Genomic DNA, 16,990 nt, shown 5'->3' with positions numbered 1-16,990 from the left:
TTGGTAATACGCGCCGTCGTGCAGATTGTGTCACCGACGCGCGCCGCCACATCGCAGAAGGCGACGCTGTTGCCGCGCTTGAGCAGCGTGCCGGTCATCGTCACGCGTTCGCCGACCAGCACCGAACGGATATGCTGCAGATGCACATCGACGGTCATGGCGCTTTCATCCTCGCGCATCTGGCTCAGCATGGCGAGCAGGGCCGGCGGTTCCAGCAGGCCGTTCAGCACGCCGCCATGCACATATTTGCCGAAAACCAGCATCTCGCCCCTGGCGGTGAAGCCCACCTCGGCGCGGCCCGGCGCCAGGCTGAGCAGTTCCAGCCCGGCCCAGCGATGGAACGCCGTCTGGTCGATCAGGGCCTGGGCAAAGGGCCCGACCCAGCCCTCTAGGCTGGCATCGAAGCGGACGGACATGGACGGAGGCTCCGGTTTTGCCGGTCAGTATACGGCGCGCGGCGCGCCGATCTCAACTGACAGGGCTCAACTGCCTCAGGTCAGGATCAGTTTCACCGCGGCGATCAGCAGCACGCCGCCGAGCAGATATTGCAGCAGCCGCACCGGCAGCCAGCGGATTGCCAGCTGGGTGCCGAGCAGGGCGCCGGCCAGTGCAGCAGTGGCATAGATCGGCAGCTCGGCCGGCAGCGCCTGCAGTGAAACGATGTTGCCGGCCAGGCCGGAGATCGAATTGAGCAGGATGAACGGCGCCGCCATGCCGGCTGCCTGCCGCGCGCCGGCCCAGCCGAGCAGCAGCAGCAGCGGCGAGAGGAAGATGCCGCCGCCGGTGCCGGTCAGGCCCGACAGCAGCCCGATGCCCGCGCCGGCGATGATCGCCGCCGGCAGCGGAATCGCCACATCGCCATGGCCGCGCGCCGCCACGGCCTTTTCGCGCGGATCGACCAGCAGGCGAAAACCGGCAAACAGCAGCACCACGCCGACAGCGATGCGATAGGTGCTGACCGGCAGCTGCACGGCGCCGCCGACAAAGGCCATCGGAATGGAGAAGATGATGAGCGGCAGCAGGGCGCGCGGATTGATCAGCCCGGCGCGCCACAGCCGGTAGGTGCCGATGCTGGCGACCAGGATGTTCAGCGTCAGCGCGGTGGGTTTCATCTCGACGGCGGCGACGCCGACAAAGGCCATGGCGGCGATATAGCCCGACGCCCCGGCATGGCCGACGGTGGAATACAGCGCGGCGGCCAGGAAGATCAGCAGCGCCAGCAGGGTTGTGTCGTCGACCAGCATCCATCCACCGTTATGTCCGGATGACTATAACGATGCTGCGGGTGATCGCGCAATCCCCATAAACCGTCATCCCCGGGCCCAGTCTTTGACTAAGATTGGCCGGGGATCCACGCCTTACCGCCCGCGCAGCTTCCGCAGCGCCGCGATGTCTTTGGCGCAGGCGGCCTCGGTCGCTGCCACCATCGCCTGATAGCGCGCCAGCACCTGGGCGCCCAGCGGGGTCAGCTGCGCGCCGCCGCCGGCCTTGCCGCCGGTGGCAGCCGTCACCAGCGGCGCCTTGAAATAGCCGTTCAGGGTTTCCACCAGCTGCCAGGCGCGCTTGTAGCTCATGCCCATGCGGCGGCCGGCGGCGGCAATCGAGCCGGTGGCGGCAATGCCCTCCAGCAGCTCGGCCTTGCCGGGCCCGAGAAACACGCCGGGCGCCAGCACCACGCGCAGGCGGGTGCCGGCCGCCGGCGCGGGTTTCTTCACGGTCTTCCTTGCTGGCTTCTTTACTGGTGTCTTGCCCATGGCGTCCCGGTCAGCGCTGTGTTGCGACCGTCATGCTGCCATGCTTTCGCGCGGCGGCCTATGGCCGATGGCGGTAGCAATGCGGCATGGACTAGACTGGCGCCTCCCGTATCCGGCCCCGGAGTGTGCATGCTCACCGTCCATCATCTCGGCGTCTCGCAATCGGAACGCATCGTCTGGCTCTGCGAGGAGCTTGGCATCCCCTATGAGCTGAAGCTCTACCAGCGCCTGCCCACCAAGCAGGCGCCGCCAGAGTATAACGCGCTGCATCCGATGGGCCTGGCGCCGGTGATCACCGATGATGATCTGGTGCTGGCCGAATCCGGCGCGGTGGTCGACTACATCCTCGGCACATACGGCAATGGCAGACTGCGACCCGGGCCCGCGGATGCCGGCTTCGCCGACTATCTCTACTGGTTTCATTTCGCCAATGGCAGTTTCCAGCCCGCCGTGATGCGCGTGCTGATCACCCAGCGGCTTGGTGCTGCACCGGATCATCCGGCCGCCGCAATCGGCGTGAAGCGCCTGGGCATGATGCTGGCGATGCTGGATGCGCGGCTGAAAGACAACACCTGGCTGGCCGGCGCGGCGTTCACCGCCGCCGATATCATGCCGGTCTTCACCCTCACCACCATGCGCCACTACGCGCCCTACGATCTCACGCCCTATCCGAATATTCTCAGCTATCTGCAGCGCGTGGCGGCGCGCCCGGCCTATCAGCGCGCGATGAGTAAGGGCGATCCGGGGATGGCGTTGCTGTTGGGGTGATCTTTAAAATATGTAAGTTATTGAAAACGGCGCTTTAGCGAAACAGAAACAATGTCGCAATACAAATCAATGTAGCTAAAGCAAGCGGCCCTTTGGCTATTACATGCCAACCGGCGTCGTTGCGTTTGATGCCGATTTCACAATTCTCGACCAGCGCTTTGAGAAACTGAATCATCAGTCTCTCCATATAAAATAAAAATAGCTCAGGGCCTTATTCATCTAAGTGCCCATATGCCTGAGCCAATCCCATTAGCGCTTTTAAAAAGATTAAAGCGACCTTTATAGCTTTTTGAATCGGAGGAATTCTCTTCCAGTGTACGGCGGATGATTGCCTCCGCATTTTCTGGTAACGAGGCCCCTCGTTTCCCGCGTATGAATTTAGTATGCGTATAGATTTCGTATAGTGTTGCTGGCTCTCCCAGCCCTTTTAGTGCCGCGAAAACATCAGCGCGCCATGTATTTGATTCGCCATCCTCTGCGGCGGCCTTAGTTGGCCTATTTCGTTTTGCGATTGTTTTTTTGTCGCGTATCTCATTAATCCGTCGCGTTTTCCCATTCGCATCAACGTAATTCCAACTCATCCATGCATTTTCTGGAGTACTGGTTACTGATCGCGACAATTCATTGAGTGAAGCGTACTGGTTCCCGCTTGGGGTAAGCCATTTTCCACCACACGCTTTTGCAGAGTATCGGACTCCGTTCGCTACACGGAAAATCTCAAAGCCTTCGGAGAAATGATGAAAGCGAGTTCTCACGCCCTCACATTGCGCGGGTTCCTGAAAAGCGGCTGTCGTTGATTTAGTGGCTTCATCCAGCAAGCGAAGAATCAGTTCAGCCAGCGATTCATCCCCCTTACGATGACGCATGATTTGCGCGAACCGTTCATCAGAAAGGGACAGGGTAACTTGCAGGGATGGTGAAAGCATATATCTAATGATCTCTCTTATGATCTCACTATACTATTGATCTCTCTTTAGCGGTTGTCAAGCAGATGTGGAGCCCTGGACAATCGAGCATTATGTTGCTATAATGTTCTACAATCAGTTGCTACTATCCTCACTTTTCACCCGTTCAAGCCATTTCAATCACTTAGCCGGCCTACGAAGCGGAATAAGGCGGAATAAGCATCGAATAAGCGGAAATAAGGGTCGAATAAGACGGAATAAGCCCCGGATAAGCCCAACCAAGGCTCAGATACGCCACTCGGAGGCCCGGTTCAGCGATTTTGGCACTTCCGCCCCGACCGGCAGGGTTATGATTGGCCCTACAGGCCGGCCTGAATTTGACAGTCCCTCAAAGCCCGGCATACTGGCTTTTGCACCGCAGCATGAGTTTGCGGCAACAAGCGTAAACGGGTGGACGTAAGAGAATGACCAGCAAAGACATCCCTTTCCCCGAAGCCTGGGCCAAGCTGGCGCAGAAGGAGCTGGGCGACAAGCCGCTGGCCGATCTGGTCTGGACCACGCCCGAGGGCATCCCGGTCAAGCCGCTCTACACCGCCGCCGATCTCGAAGGCCTCGAGGGCCTCGACAGCCTGCCGGGCCTCGCGCCCTTCACGCGCGGCGTGCGCGGCACCATGTACACCAACCGGCCCTGGACCATCCGGCAATATGCCGGCTTCTCCACCGCCGAAGAATCCAACGCCTTCTATCGCAAGAATCTCGCCGCCGGCCAGCAGGGCGTTTCCGTCGCCTTCGATCTCGCCACCCATCGCGGCTATGACAGCGATCATCCGCGCGTGGTCGGCGATGTCGGCAAGGCCGGCGTGGCGATCGATTCCGTCGAAGACATGAAAATCCTGTTCGACGGCATCCCGCTCGACAAGATGAGCGTGTCGATGACCATGAACGGCGCCGTGCTGCCGGTGCTGGCCTGCTATATCGTCGCCGGCGAGGAACAGGGCGTCAAACCTGAGCAGCTCTCGGGCACCATTCAGAACGACATTCTGAAAGAGTTCATGGTGCGCAACACCTATATCTATCCGCCCGCGCCCAGCATGCGCATCATCGCGGATATCATCGGCTTCACCGCGGCGAAGATGCCGAAGTTCAATTCGATCTCGATCTCCGGCTATCACATGCAGGAAGCCGGCGCGACCGCCGTGCAGGAGCTGGCCTTCACGCTGGCCGATGGCAAGGAATATGTCCGCACCGCGATTGCCAGCGGGCTTGATGTCGATGCCTTCGCCGGGCGGCTGTCGTTCTTCTTCGCCATCGGCATGAATTTCTTCATGGAGATCGCCAAGCTGCGCGCCGCACGCCTCTTGTGGACGCGCATCATGCAGGAGTTCAAGCCGAAAAAGGCCGGCTCGCTGATGCTGCGCACCCATTGCCAGACCTCGGGCGTCTCGCTCACCGAGCAGGACCCCTATAACAACGTGGTGCGCACCGCGATCGAGGCCATGGCCGCAGTCCTTGGCGGCACCCAGTCGCTGCACACCAATGCACTCGATGAAGCCATCGCGCTGCCCACTGAATTCTCAGCAAGAATCGCGCGCAACACCCAGCTCATCATCCAGGACGAGACGTATGTGACCAAGGTGGTCGATCCGCTCGCCGGCTCCTATTACGTCGAGGCGCTGACCCATGCGCTGGCCAGCCACGCCTGGGCGCTGATCGAGGATGTCGAAGCGATGGGCGGCATGACCAAGGCGGTCGAGTCCGGCATGCCCAAGCTGAAGATCGAGGAAGCCGCCGCGCGCCGTCAGGCCCGGGTGGATCGCGGCGAAGATGTCATCGTCGGCGTCAACAAATACCGCACCACGCAGAATGACGTGCCCGACACGCTGGAGGTCGACAACACCCGCGTGCGCGACAGCCAGGTGGCGCGGCTCAACACCATCCGCAACACGCGCGACAAGGCAGCGGCCGAAGCGGCGATCAAGGCGCTGGAAGCCGGCGCCGCCGGCAAGGAAAACCTGCTCGAACTCTGCGTCAATGCGGCCCGCGCGCGCGTCACGGTGGGCGAGATGTCCGATGCGATGGAGCGCGTCTTCACCCGTCACCAGGCCACGGTGCGCTCGATTGCCGGCGTCTATGGCGCGGCCTATGCCAATGACGAGGGCTTCATGAAGATCCAGCAGGATATCGAGGCCTTTGCCGCCGAAGAGGGCCGTCGTCCGCGCATGCTTGTCGTCAAGCTCGGCCAGGATGGCCATGACCGCGGCGCCAAGGTGATCGCGACGGCTTTCGCCGATCTCGGTTTCGATGTCGATGTCGGGCCGCTGTTCCAGACACCGGAAGAGGCGGCGAAAGACGCCATCGAGAATGACGTCCATGTCGTCGGCATCTCGTCGCAGGCCGCCGGCCACAAGACTCTTGTTCCGCAGCTGATCGAAGCGCTGCGCAAGAATGGCGCCGGCGACATTCTGGTCATCACCGGCGGCGTGATCCCGCCGCAGGATTACGACTTCCTGCGCAAGGCGGGTGTGGCCGGCATTTACGGCCCCGGCACCAATATTCCGCAGGCGGCCGCGGAAATCGTGAAACTGATTCGCCAGCAGCACGTTAAGGCTGCTGAGTAAACCGCAGAAAGTTTCACATGCTGCCGCCCTTTGCCATCACACCGCTTTATGCCGCGCTTTGCGGCCTGTTGCTGCTCGTCCTGGGGCTGGTGGTGATCCGCCTGCGCCAGCGCCATAGGGTCAATACCGGCGATGGCGGCCATGACGATCTGGCGCGGGCGATGCGGGTGCAGGCCAATTTCATCGAATATGTGCCGCTGACGCTGCTGCTGCTGTTCATGCTGGAGATGTCGCGGCAGCCGGCCTGGGCGCTGCATCTGCTGGGCGCCGGCCTGTTCATCGGCCGTGTGCTGCATGCCTGGGGGTATCTCAGCAGCCCGCGGCTCACCTTCGGCCGCATGATCGGGATCGTGCTGACCCTCAGCGTGCTGGGCGTCACGGCGCTGTGGCTGCTGGTGGTGGTGCTGCAGCGCTATCTGTAGGCGTCAGCCGATCTTGCGCAGGTTTTCGCGCAGGGCGGCATCAACGGCGGCAATCAGGTCATCGCGCCGCACCGGCTTTTGCAGCACCAGATCGGCACCCAGCCGCTCGGCCATGCCCAGCAGATCGCCGGCGTCGATCCAGCCACCACCGGAAATCGCGATCACCGGCAGGTCGGGCCAGCGCTGCTTGGCCCCCCGCAAAACCTCAATGCCGTCGCGCTGGGGCATCAGGATATCGGTCAGAACGATGTCGATGCCGCCCTGATCCAGCACCGCCAGGCCGCTATCACCGTTTTCCGCCAGGGTGATCCGGTGGCCATGGGTCTCCAGATGGGCCCGCAGAATATCGCGGAATTCCGGGTTATCATCGATAACAAGAATATGAGCCATGCGTGCTCCCGATAGGCTGGCGGCCAAAAAGAGCGCTTTTGTTGTATTAGCGTGACGACACTACCATTTTTAGCCGAGAATACGAAAGAATCGGCATATATCTGAGATTGCAATTTTCGTCGATTTTCTGCCAAACGGGGTAACGCAGCATGAACGACGATCTGTTGCGGGCCGTCGTCGACACCGCGATCGACGGCCTGATCGTGATCGAGGCCGATGGCCGCATCGCCCTGTTCAATGCCGCCTGCGAGCGGCTGTTCGGCTACAAGCCCGACGAGGTTCTAGGCCGCAACGTGTCGATGCTAATGCCCGAGCCGGATCATTCGGCGCATGACGGCTATCTGCACAACTATCTCGACACCGGCGAGAAAAAGATCATCGGCATCGGCCGCGAAGTGCAGGGGCGCCGCAAGGACGGCACGGTGTTTCCATTTGAACTGGCGGTGGGTGAATCGCAGACCAAGGATGGCGAACGCAGGTTCGTCGGCGTCATCCATGACTTGAGCAATTACAAGCGCAGCGAACAGGCGCGCCGCGAAAGCGAGGCGCGCTTCCGCCTGCTGGTCGATTCCATCACCGACTACGCCATTTTCCTGATGGATGCCGATGGGATCGTGCTGTCGTGGAATACCGGGGCGCAGAACCTGACCGGCTACACGCCTGACGAAGCCATCGGCAAGACTCGCGACATGTATTATGTCGATGCCGAACGGGTCGGGCAGGTGCCGCTCAATGCGCTGCTGATCGCCGCCGAGAAGGGTCGCTATGCCAACGAAGAATGGCGTGTGCGCAAGGACGGTTCGAAATTCTGGGCCAGCGTGGTGATCAGCGCGTTGCGCGATACCGGCGGCGAGCTGACCGGCTTCGTCAATATCACGCGCGATATGAGCGAACGCCGCCAGGCCGAGGAACTGCGCGACCAGCTGCGCCAGGCGCAGAAGATGGAGGCGCTGGGCCAGCTGACCGGCGGCATCGCGCACGATTTCAACAATCTGCTGGCCGTGATTGTCGGCAATCTGGAACTGCTGACCGACCGCACCACGGACAAGGAAAACCACCGGCTGATCGAGCAGGCGCTGCGCAATGCCACGCGCGGCGCCGATCTCACCCGCCGCCTGCTCGCCTTTGGCCGCCAGCAGCAGTTGAAGCCGTCACGGCTGGATATCAACGAGCTGATTCTCGGCGTGCTCGATGTGCTGCGCCGCACGCTGGGCGACAGCATCTCGGTGCAGCCGGCGCTGGAGCTCGATGTCTATATGGTGGAGGCCGATCCGAACCAGCTGGAAAATGCCCTGCTCAACATCGCGCTGAATGCGCGCGATGCCATGAACGGTGCCGGCCAGCTCACCATCCGCACTGCCATCACGCATCTGTCTGAACCACGCGTGATGCCCACGCGCGTCGCCCCGATCGGCACCTATGTGATGATCGGCCTGCGCGACACCGGCTGCGGCATGTCGCCCGATGTCGCTGCCCGCGTCTTCGAGCCCTTCTACACCACCAAGGAGGTCGGTAAGGGCAGCGGCCTGGGACTCAGCATGGTCTATGGTTTCGTCGTGCAGTCCGGCGGCTTTATCGAACTCGACAGCATGCCCGGCGCCGGCACCGAATTCCGCCTGTATTTCCCGGCGCTCGAAGGCGACCGCCTGTCGGCGCGCCGGCCCGAGAACGAACCCGGCCGCCGCCTGATCCTCTGCGTCGATGACAATGCTGATGTGCGCGCCACCATGACGGCGCTGCTCGGCAGTCTGGGTTTTGCCGTGCTGCCGGCGGCAACGGCGGCCGATGCGCTGCAGGAGCTGCGCCGCGGCCTGCCGATCGATCTGCTGCTCACCGATATCCAGATGCCCGGCGGTATGGGCGGCATCGAGCTGGCCGACCGCGTGCTGGCCAAGAAGCCCGGCCTGCCGATCCTGTTCATGTCGGGCTCGGCCGGCGAGGACGAATTGCGCCACACGCGGTATTTCGGCATCTCGGAAATCCTGCCCAAGCCGGTGCGCAAGGCTGCGCTGGCCGAGGCACTGAAGAAGATGCTGGGCGAGATCTGAGTATCGTTGGGAAAGGGGGAGGGCCGCCCGGCGATGCCGGGGGGATGGCGGGGTGCCGGACGGCCCTGCACAGATCACGAATATAGTGATCTGCAAGTAGGAGCAGTTAAACCGGAGAAAGCGGCAGAATTAGGGCGGTTCCAAATGCAGCCGGCGGGTGCTGGGTTTCGCAGAACTGTAACAATCGTAAACGTCTGTGCGGTTTGACTTTTTTCCAACGGCTCCGATAGAGTCCGCCGCCATGAGCGAACCGCCCGCGCTATTGCGTTTCGGCCTGGCCCCGGGCGGGCTGACGCTTGTGCGTCGCCATGCCCTGCTGGCCGGCAAGCGTGGCCGTGCCCTGAAATCCTCGCTTGCCCTGCTCGATACCCCTGATCGCGGTTTTGCCTCCGCCGGCTGGCTCTGCCTCGCCATCGATGATGGCCATGGCCGCCGCATCGTCACCCTGCCGGTCGCCGGCCTGGCGCTGAAGGCGGCGCCGTCGCTGGATGCCATCGACGATCTTGCGGTGCTGGCCGAAGGCACGCTGAACGGACAGATGCATACGCTGACCCGTGATGGCCATGCGGTCATGCTGCAGAGCTACAAGGTGCAGCTGAAAACACCCGACAAGCAGAGCGCGGCCTATGACGCCCTCACCCTGCAGGCCGCACCCGAGGCGGCGCTGACGGTCGATGCCATGGCGGCGGAGTTGCTGCGCGACCTGCCGCTGCGCTGGGGCGGTGTCGCTCCCATGGTGCAGGCCGCTGCCACACTGGGTCTGATCGAGCCGCCGCCGGTGCGTGCCGCCACGATCGATTTTGACCTGCCCGACGATGCCGGTGCGGCAGCGGTGTTCGCCGCCATCGGTCGCCATTGCCTGGCGCAGTTCGATGCCAATCTGCTGCCGGTGCTGCGCGACCGCGACCTGGAAGGCGTGCACCAGATGCGCGTCGCCCTGCGCCGCCTGCGTTCGGCCATCGGGCTGTTCGCGCCGCTGCTGAAAGACGATGCGCTGCAGCCGCTGCTGGAAGACCTGCGCTGGCTCGGTGCACCGCTCGGCCGCAAGCGCGACCTCGATGTGTTTCTGACCGAAACGCTCAATCCGCTGCGCCGTCTGCCCGATGCGCCGAAACGGCTGCAGCATCTTGCCACCATCCTGGAAGACCGCCGCGCCTCGGCGCAGGTCGCGCTCGACTCCGCGCTGCAGGCACCCCGGGTTGCCGTGCTGCGGCTCGGGCTGGAGACTTTCCTCAGTGCTGTCGAACGCGGCGATGCCATTGCCGTGAAGGATGCCGAGGCCGCTGCCGAACCGGCAGCGCAATTTGCCGCCACCGTGCTGCGCCGCCGCCGCAAGAAACTGAAGGCGCTGGGCAGCCGGCATGCCGATCTGGATATCGCCGCGCTGCATGATCTGCGCATCCGCGCCAAGAAGCTGCGCTATGCCGCGGAATTCTTCCGGCTGCTGTTCCCGCATCGCAAGGGATCGCGCCGCTTCATCGCGGCCCTGGCGCATCTGCAGGATTGCCTCGGCATGCTGAACGATGCCGATGTCGGTGCCCGTCTGGTGCAGGATCTGCTGCCCGACGCCGCCAAAGATCCGGCGCCGGCGGCAATTGCCGCCTGGTTCGCCGGGCGCCAGCAGCTGCAGCTCGCCCAGCTCGGCGAGGCCTGGGACAGCTATGCGGCGATCAAGCCCTTCTGGAAGGGCCGCCGCGACAGCTGACTTTAGGCGATGGATCTCAGTCGATCAGCTTGCCATCCGGCCCGTGGAAGGGATGCGGGCCGTCGTAATCGCCGATGCAGGCGGTGTGGCTCACCAGCCGGCCATCGTTCCACCAGTGCAGCATGAAGCCCGGCGGTTCCATGGTGAAGCGGCTCGGCGCATCGGCATCGATATCCAGCGCCACCTGATGCGCCGGGCTCGGGCAGGTCAGCGCCGTGCGGCCGCCTATATCGGCGCGGATGGTGCGATGCAGATGGCCGCAGAGGATCAGCCGGATCTGCGGATGGCCGGCGACGATGTCTTCAAAGCCGGCAGCACCCTTCAGGCCGATCTTGTCCATATGGCCGATGCCGGTGGTAAAGGGCGGGTGGTGCATCATCACCAGCGTCGGCGTCTCGGGCCGCTGCGCCAGCGTGGCATCGAGCCAGCGCAGGCGGTCGCCGCACAGCTCGCCGCCACCCTGGCCGGGGATCAGCGTGTCGAGCCCGATGATGCGCAGCGGATAGTCGTCGTCGATGGCAAACTGCAGGAAGCTGCCGCGCTCCGCCGGCAGATAGCCGCCATGGGCGAAGGCATCGCGCATGGCGTCGCGTTCGTCATGGTTGCCGGGAATGGCGATGATGCGCTGCTGCAGGGGGCTGAGGATGGATTTCAGGTGATCGTATTCCTCGGGCCTGCCGAGATCGACCAGATCGCCGGTCAGCAGGATCAGGTCGGGCTGCTGCTTGAGCGCCTGGATTTCGCGCACGCAGCGCGCCAGCATCGTCGCCGTATCGACCTTCTGATAGGCCAGCTTGCCGGGCAGCTTGATATGGGTGTCGGTGATCTGGGCAATCAGCATGGGGCACTCCTTACGCTTACAACACCAGCAGGCCGCGCGGGTCGATCTGCAGTCCGACGGTTTCGCCATGGGCAAAGTCGCGTCGCGCCGTGCTTTCCACCACCAGCGGCTGGGTCTCGCCGACCTCGACGAACAGCCGGGTGCGGTCGCCCAGATAGAAGGCGGCGGCCACGGTGCCGCGCAGGCCGCTGGCCTCGGCCGAATCGGTGACACGGATATCCTCGGGGCGGAACAGCACCTCGCTGACATCGGCGGGTGCCGCGGCCCAGGGCATGTCGCCGGCGCGGCAGGTGAACACGCCGTTGCGCACTGCGCCGTTCAGCCGGTTCATGGTGCCGATGAACTCGGCGACAAAGCGCGTCGCCGGCTTCTGGTAGATGTCGCGCGGATTGCCGATCTGCGCCACGCGGCCATGTTCCATCACCACGATGCGGTCGCCCAGCGCCATGGCCTCGGCCTGGTCATGGGTCACATAGATGGCGGTGATGTTCAGCCGGCGCAGCAGGGTGTCGATTTCCAGCCGCAGGGTGTCGCGCAGCTTGGCATCCAGCGCGGTCAGCGGTTCGTCCAGCAGCAGGGCGCGCGGCCGCACGGCGAGTGCACGCGCCAGGGCGACACGCTGGCGCTGGCCGCCTGACAGCTGGTCGATGCGGCGGTCGGCCAGTTTCTCGATCCGCATCATGCCGAGCATCTCGCCGACCCGGGTGCGCAGGCCGGCCGACGACTCGCCGCGGATCTTCAGGCCATAGCCGATATTTTCCGCCACGCTCATATTGGGGAACAGCGCATAGGACTGGAACACCATGCCGACATTGCGCTTCTCGATCGGCAAAGACGTGATGTCCTCGCCATCGAACAGCACGCGGCCACCCGCATCGGGTTCTTCCAGGCCGGCAATGATGCGCAGCGTCGTGGTCTTGCCGCAGCCGCTGGGCCCGAGAAACACGATGGTCTCGCCGGCATTGATCGAGAGATTGAGCGGCTCCAGCGCGCGGGTGCCATCGGCAAAGGTCTTGGCGCAGTTTTCCAGCGCGATGGAGAGCGGCTTGCCAGGAATCATATTCTTTGGCTCAGTCATGATGGTCGTCCTCGGCAACGAATTTGGTCTGGCGCGGCTGCGCGAAAGCCTGCAGGGCCAGCAGCAGCGGCACGATCATCAGGAAGAAGACCAGCGTATAGGCACTGCCGATCTCCAGCCGCAGCGACGCATAGGCGTCGGCAAGGCCTACCGGCAGCGTCTTGTTGAATGGCGTGTGCAGCAGCCAGGTCATGTTGAACTCGCCCATCGACAGCGTCACCACCATCAGCGAGCCGGCGAGAATCCCGGTGCGGCAGTTGGGCAGCACGATGTCGCGGAAACGGTCGATGAAGCCGGCGCCCAGCGACGCCGCGCCCTCTTCCAGTGTCTTCAAATCGATTGCCATCAGCACGGCCAGCACGCTGCGCACCATGAAGGGCAGGGTGAACAGCACATGCCCCACCAGGATGAAGGCCCAGCTGGTGCGGAAGCCCGACAGGCTGCCATAGGTGACGATCAGCGCCAGCGCGGTGGCCAGCCCCGGCACGGCCACCGGCATCACCAGCAGTTCCTCGATGGCGCGCGTCAGGCCGCTCTGGCGCTTGGCCAGCACGTAAGCCGTCGGGATGCCGATCAGCAATGTCACTACCAGGCAGGCCAGCGACAGGCCGATGGAGAGGAAGATGGTGTCGCGATAGCCGTCCCACACGGCATAGACCCAGCGCAGCGTCAGGCCGCTTTCGATGCCGACGAGATAGTTCACCGTCAGGCCCGCCAGGATGGAGAGGATCACCGGCACGATCAGGAAGGCGCAGACCAGCAAGGTGAAGCCGAGCTGCAGGGAGAAGAGCCATCTGTTTTTCATGGCGCGCCCTCAGCCTGCTGCCGCGACGGTGGAGCCGGCGGCGGTGCGGGCAATCGCCAGCACCACCCAGGTGACGGCGCCAAGCACGAAACTGAGCGCAGCCGCCATGGCGATATTGGCCGACAGCGTGAACTCGGTGTAGATCACCATCGGCAGCACGTTGATGCGGGTGGCCAGCGTGAACGCCGTGCCGAAAGCGCCGACGGCAGTGGCGAAGCAGATCGCGCCGGCCGAGATGAAGGCGGGCTTCAGCCCCGGGATGATGACATCGCGCACCACGCGCATGGGCGAGGCACCGAGCGAGCGTGCCGCCTCCTCCAGTTTCGGATCCAGTTTCTCCGCGGCGGCCATCACGGTCAGGATGGTGCGCGGCACCGAGAAATAGACATAGCCCATGAACAGCCCGGCCATCGAATAGGCGAACACCACCTTGTCGCCGGTGACGAATTCGGTGATCTGGCCGATCAGGCCCTGGCGGCCGGCCAGCATGATGACCATGAAGCCGATGACGACGCCGGGGAAGGCGAGCGGAAAGGTCAGCATCGCCACCAGCGCGGCATTGCCGGGGAATTTGTGGCGCTGCAGGAACACGCCGGAAATGCCGCTGATGATCAGCGTCACCACCGTGGTGGCCGAGGCGACGGCCAGGGTGGCAAGCAGGCTGTTGAAATAGTTCTTGTCGGTCAGGATCGCGGCATAGGCGCTCCAGCCGGTCTTGCCGCTGCCGCCGATCACGAACAGCTCGGCCATCGGAATGAGGAAAAAGCCGGCGAAGAAAATCCCGGCCGGCAGCAGCAGAAGAATCAGTCGTTGTGTTTCCCGGCGCATGGTTGCGTGCCGTTTCCCCGCGTGAAAATGGCGGAGCGGTCTGATGCCGCTCCGCCAGACGTTTCTTGTCTCAGTTCACTTCGTTCTTGTAGCGGTCGACGATCTTGGCCTGCGCGGCGGCCAGCTTCTTCAGGTCGATCGGCTTGGCGCGGGCATAATCGGCATCGGGCAGGAACTTCGCCTTGGCTTCGGCCGAGAGATGCTGGGCGAAGACCGGACGCAGATAGGCATTGCCCCACATCGCCTGGCTTTCATCCGACAGCACGAAATCCAGCACCTTCTTGCCATTCTCCGCGTTGGGCCCCTTGTTGACCAGGCCCATCACATAGGGGAACACCACGCTGCCTTCCTTCGGGATCACGAACTGCACCGGCGCCTTGTCGGTATACTGGCCGCGATAGGCATTGAAGTCGTAATCCAGCAGGATCGGGATCTCGCCAGAGATCACGCGGGCATAACTCGTCTGCTTCGGCACGATCGGCTGGTTCTTGGCCAGATCCTTGAAATACTTGATCGCCGGATCGAGGTTGTCGTAATTGCCGCCGAGCGCGAGATTGACCGCCATCACGCCAAGCTGGCCGACGGCCGCCGAGGTTGGGTCGAGATAGCCGACCAGGCCCTTGTAGTCGGGCTTGAGCAGGTCGGCCCAGCTCTGCGGCACCGGCTTGTTGCCCAGCGCCTGCTTGTTGACGAAGAAGCCGAGCGTGCCCGAATGGATGGTGAACCAGTTGCCATCGGCATCCTTCAGGTCGGCCGGGATCTTGTCCCAGTTCTTCGGCTTGTAGGGCGTCAGCACGCCGGCATCCTTGGCCGGGTCGGCGGCGATGCCGCCCAGATAGGTGACATCGGCGACCGGATTGGCCTTCTCGGCGATCAATGCCGCGATGGCCTGGCCGGAATTCTTGTTATCCGCCGGCACGGTGATGCCCAGCTTGGACTGGATCGCCTTGAGCTGCGAGCCCCAGTCGGCCCATTCCGGCGGGCAGTTGTAGCAGATCGCGCGCTGCTGGGCGGATGCGTCGGCGATGCTGCCGAGGGCAGCGATGCCCAGCGCAGTCGCCAGTAAGATACGTTTCAACATGATCAGCCTCTCCCGTTGGTAGGTGCAGTGTGGATGGCGTCGTCGGACCAGACGACGAGACGGATGCCGGCTTCTTTCAACTGGCCGGCAATGGCGGGAGGCACCGGCCTGTCGGTGAAGACAGCCGTGGCCTCGGTGATATGGCCGCCGCGCACGGTGGCGTCGCGGCCGAATTTGGAATGGTCGAGCACCAGGAAACGCTGGCGGCAGTGCTGCGCCAGGCTGCGGCGCATTTCCACTTCATCGAGTCCGAAATCCAGCAGGGTGCCGTCATCGGCGACGGCGCCGACGCCATAGATGCCGATATCGACTGAGAAGCGGCTGAAGAAATCCCGTGCCTCGGCCGCCACGACATCGCGGTCCAGATTACGCAGGCGCCCGCCGGCGATGGTGATCTCGCAGGAGGGATTGCGCGCCAGCGCCATCGCCACATTCAGGTTGTTGGTCATCACCCGCAGGCCGGGATGATCGGTCAGCGCCAGCGCGCATTGCTCGGGCGTGGTGCCGATGCCGAAAAACAGCGTGGCATTGTCGGGCACCTCGCGCGCCACCAGATCGGCGATGCGCCGCTTGGCGTCGATGTTCAGCACCTGGCGGGCGGGATAGGCGAGATTCTCGTCTGCGGGCGGCAGTTCGACGCCGCCATGCTTGCGGCGCAGCAGCCCGCGGTCGCACAGCAGGTTCACATCGCGACGGATGGTCTGGGTGGTCTTGCCGAACTGGGCCGCCAGCGCCTCGATGGTCTGGTAGCCCTGGCTGCGCACCCGCTCGATGATGGCGCGCGCGCGGTCGTCGGCCGGTAATCCGGCGCCCATTGGTGTTTCCTGTCCCGTGCGGCCCGTCATGTTCACTTGAACATTGCCAGCCGCTTATTTCGTTCAAATGACCATCACATGAACATTTTGTGTCGTCAAATGAACATTATCCACAGGACTCGGATTCAACAAAATCAAAGGGTTACGATGCGGCCTCTGCGGTGGGCGTCTGAGTGCCTTCCAGCCGCATCCGGTAGCCGGTCTCTTCGGTCAGCAGACGGCTGGGGTCGTCGGGCTGGGCTTCGATCTTTTTGCGCAGGCGCCAGACCAGTACACGCAGGGCGGCACGCGCCTGGGTGCTGTCCTGGCCCCACAGTTCCTTCACGATGGTCTCGAAGGGCAGTGTCTGTCCGCCGTGATCGAGCAGCATGCCGAGCAGGCGAAACTCCATCGCCGACAGGCGCAGGGGTTTGTTCATGTGCCAGATCTGCGCGCGGGCGCGGTCGAAATAGAAATCTTCATCATGCTGCGGCTTGTGCGTGGCCGTGCTGCGCCTCAGCACGGCGAACACGCGCGCCGCCAGTTCGACCGGATCGAACGGCTTGGTGATGTAATCATCGGCGCCGGCAACGAAGGTTTCGATCTTGTGATCGCGGTCTTCGTGGCCGGAAAGAATGATGATGGGGAATCTGGCCTGTTGCCGCATGCCCTGCAGCACCGTCAGGCCATCCATGCCCGGCATCGACAGGTCGAGAATGACCAGATCGACATTCTCTTTGCCGATCACGCGCAGGGCTTCCTCGCCGCTGCCGGCCTCGGAACAGCGATATCCTATGGTGCCAACGGCACTGCTCACGATCTCTCGTATCCGCGGGTCGTCATCCACGATCAGGATGTGCTGGCGTTCTGGCATTTCCACTCTCTGCCCGCCCGTTTTGCTTCTTGGTTTCAAGCGGCGGCGGGAGATCAATACCAGCAGCGGACCTTGAGCG

At 63.3% G+C, this 16,990-nt stretch carries 18 protein-coding genes; 5 read left to right on the top strand and 13 right to left on the bottom strand.

Features of this window, described 5'->3' with window-relative positions:
* The 3 genes from AAG799_RS11325 to AAG799_RS11315 form a co-directional block, all read right to left on the bottom strand.
* Positions 1–416 (bottom strand): PaaI family thioesterase (locus AAG799_RS11325; protein ID WP_341895941.1); only part of this gene is annotated, 416 nt, incomplete at its 3' end.
* 75 nt (positions 417–491) lie between these two features.
* Positions 492–1,244, bottom strand: coding sequence for a sulfite exporter TauE/SafE family protein (locus AAG799_RS11320; RefSeq protein ID WP_341895940.1), 753 nt, complete (start codon positions 1,242–1,244; stop codon positions 492–494).
* Between the two features lie 114 nt (positions 1,245–1,358).
* A complete protein-coding gene (locus AAG799_RS11315) occupies positions 1,359–1,715 on the bottom strand; it encodes a LysR family transcriptional regulator (RefSeq protein WP_341895939.1) in 357 nt (118 codons plus the stop codon).
* A 168-nt stretch (positions 1,716–1,883) separates the two neighbouring features.
* Here AAG799_RS11315 and AAG799_RS11310 point away from each other — a divergent pair, with 168 nt between their 5' ends.
* Positions 1,884–2,522 carry a glutathione S-transferase family protein gene (locus AAG799_RS11310; RefSeq protein ID WP_341895938.1) on the top strand — a complete coding sequence of 213 codons (639 nt, stop codon included), beginning with the start codon at positions 1,884–1,886 and terminating at the stop codon, positions 2,520–2,522.
* 34 nt (positions 2,523–2,556) lie between these two features.
* Here the strand turns inward: AAG799_RS11310 and AAG799_RS11305 are convergent, their stop codons facing one another.
* Both AAG799_RS11305 and AAG799_RS11300 read right to left on the bottom strand, forming a co-directional pair.
* Positions 2,557–2,697: a hypothetical protein gene (locus AAG799_RS11305; RefSeq protein ID WP_341895937.1), complete on the bottom strand. Its 141-nt coding sequence runs from the start codon at positions 2,695–2,697 to the stop codon at positions 2,557–2,559.
* A 40-nt stretch (positions 2,698–2,737) separates the two neighbouring features.
* Positions 2,738–3,448, bottom strand: a complete 711-nt coding sequence (locus AAG799_RS11300) for a hypothetical protein (RefSeq protein ID WP_341895936.1) — start codon at positions 3,446–3,448, stop codon at positions 2,738–2,740.
* A 443-nt stretch (positions 3,449–3,891) separates the two neighbouring features.
* On the opposite strand from AAG799_RS11300, the gene scpA reads away from it, so the two are divergent.
* Entirely contained in the window at positions 3,892–6,045 is a 2,154-nt protein-coding gene (scpA, locus tag AAG799_RS11295) for a methylmalonyl-CoA mutase (RefSeq protein ID WP_341895935.1), read from the top strand.
* Between the two features lie 17 nt (positions 6,046–6,062).
* Positions 6,063–6,467, top strand: coding sequence for an MAPEG family protein (locus AAG799_RS11290; RefSeq protein WP_341895934.1), 405 nt, complete (start codon positions 6,063–6,065; stop codon positions 6,465–6,467).
* A 3-nt stretch (positions 6,468–6,470) separates the two neighbouring features.
* On the opposite strand, the gene AAG799_RS11285 is transcribed toward AAG799_RS11290, so the two are convergent.
* Positions 6,471–6,857 (bottom strand): response regulator, encoded by a 387-nt coding sequence (locus tag AAG799_RS11285; RefSeq protein WP_341895933.1) that lies wholly within the window; start codon positions 6,855–6,857, stop codon positions 6,471–6,473.
* Positions 6,858–7,006: 149 nt separating this feature from the next.
* Here AAG799_RS11285 and AAG799_RS11280 point away from each other — a divergent pair, with 149 nt between their 5' ends.
* Both AAG799_RS11280 and AAG799_RS11275 read left to right on the top strand, forming a co-directional pair.
* The gene (locus tag AAG799_RS11280; RefSeq protein WP_341895932.1) at positions 7,007–8,905 is read left to right on the top strand and encodes a PAS domain S-box protein; all 1,899 of its coding nucleotides are present in this window, start codon (positions 7,007–7,009) and stop codon (positions 8,903–8,905) included.
* Between the two features lie 241 nt (positions 8,906–9,146).
* Positions 9,147–10,610 (top strand): CHAD domain-containing protein, encoded by a 1,464-nt coding sequence (locus AAG799_RS11275; RefSeq protein ID WP_341895931.1) that lies wholly within the window; start codon positions 9,147–9,149, stop codon positions 10,608–10,610.
* A gap of 16 nt (positions 10,611–10,626) precedes the next feature.
* Here the strand turns inward: AAG799_RS11275 and AAG799_RS11270 are convergent, their stop codons facing one another.
* The 7 genes from AAG799_RS11270 to AAG799_RS11240 all read right to left on the bottom strand — a co-directional run bounded on the left by AAG799_RS11270 (position 10,627) and on the right by AAG799_RS11240 (position 16,911).
* The gene (locus AAG799_RS11270; RefSeq protein WP_341895930.1) at positions 10,627–11,451 is read right to left on the bottom strand and encodes a phosphodiesterase; all 825 of its coding nucleotides are present in this window, start codon (positions 11,449–11,451) and stop codon (positions 10,627–10,629) included.
* A 16-nt stretch (positions 11,452–11,467) separates the two neighbouring features.
* Entirely contained in the window at positions 11,468–12,529 is a 1,062-nt protein-coding gene (locus AAG799_RS11265; RefSeq protein WP_341895929.1) for an ABC transporter ATP-binding protein, read from the bottom strand.
* Entirely contained in the window at positions 12,522–13,334 is an 813-nt protein-coding gene (locus AAG799_RS11260) for an ABC transporter permease subunit (protein WP_341895928.1), read from the bottom strand. Before AAG799_RS11260 ends, AAG799_RS11265 begins: the two co-directional genes overlap by 8 nt.
* A gap of 9 nt (positions 13,335–13,343) precedes the next feature.
* Positions 13,344–14,162 carry an ABC transporter permease gene (locus AAG799_RS11255; RefSeq protein ID WP_341895927.1) on the bottom strand — a complete coding sequence of 273 codons (819 nt, stop codon included), beginning with the start codon at positions 14,160–14,162 and terminating at the stop codon, positions 13,344–13,346.
* Positions 14,163–14,232: 70 nt separating this feature from the next.
* Positions 14,233–15,243: an extracellular solute-binding protein gene (locus AAG799_RS11250; protein WP_341895926.1), complete on the bottom strand. Its 1,011-nt coding sequence runs from the start codon at positions 15,241–15,243 to the stop codon at positions 14,233–14,235.
* 2 nt (positions 15,244–15,245) lie between these two features.
* Entirely contained in the window at positions 15,246–16,058 is an 813-nt protein-coding gene (locus tag AAG799_RS11245; RefSeq protein ID WP_341895925.1) for a DeoR/GlpR family DNA-binding transcription regulator, read from the bottom strand.
* Positions 16,059–16,200: 142 nt separating this feature from the next.
* The gene (locus tag AAG799_RS11240; RefSeq protein WP_341895924.1) at positions 16,201–16,911 is read right to left on the bottom strand and encodes a response regulator transcription factor; all 711 of its coding nucleotides are present in this window, start codon (positions 16,909–16,911) and stop codon (positions 16,201–16,203) included.
* Positions 16,912–16,990 lie beyond the last annotated feature (79 nt).

It is taken from the genome of Ferrovibrio terrae (assembly GCF_943371255.1).
In the GTDB taxonomy this organism is placed as follows: Bacteria; Pseudomonadota; Alphaproteobacteria; order Ferrovibrionales; family Ferrovibrionaceae; genus Ferrovibrio; species Ferrovibrio terrae_B.
This window is presented reverse-complemented; position numbering and strand designations above follow the sequence as displayed.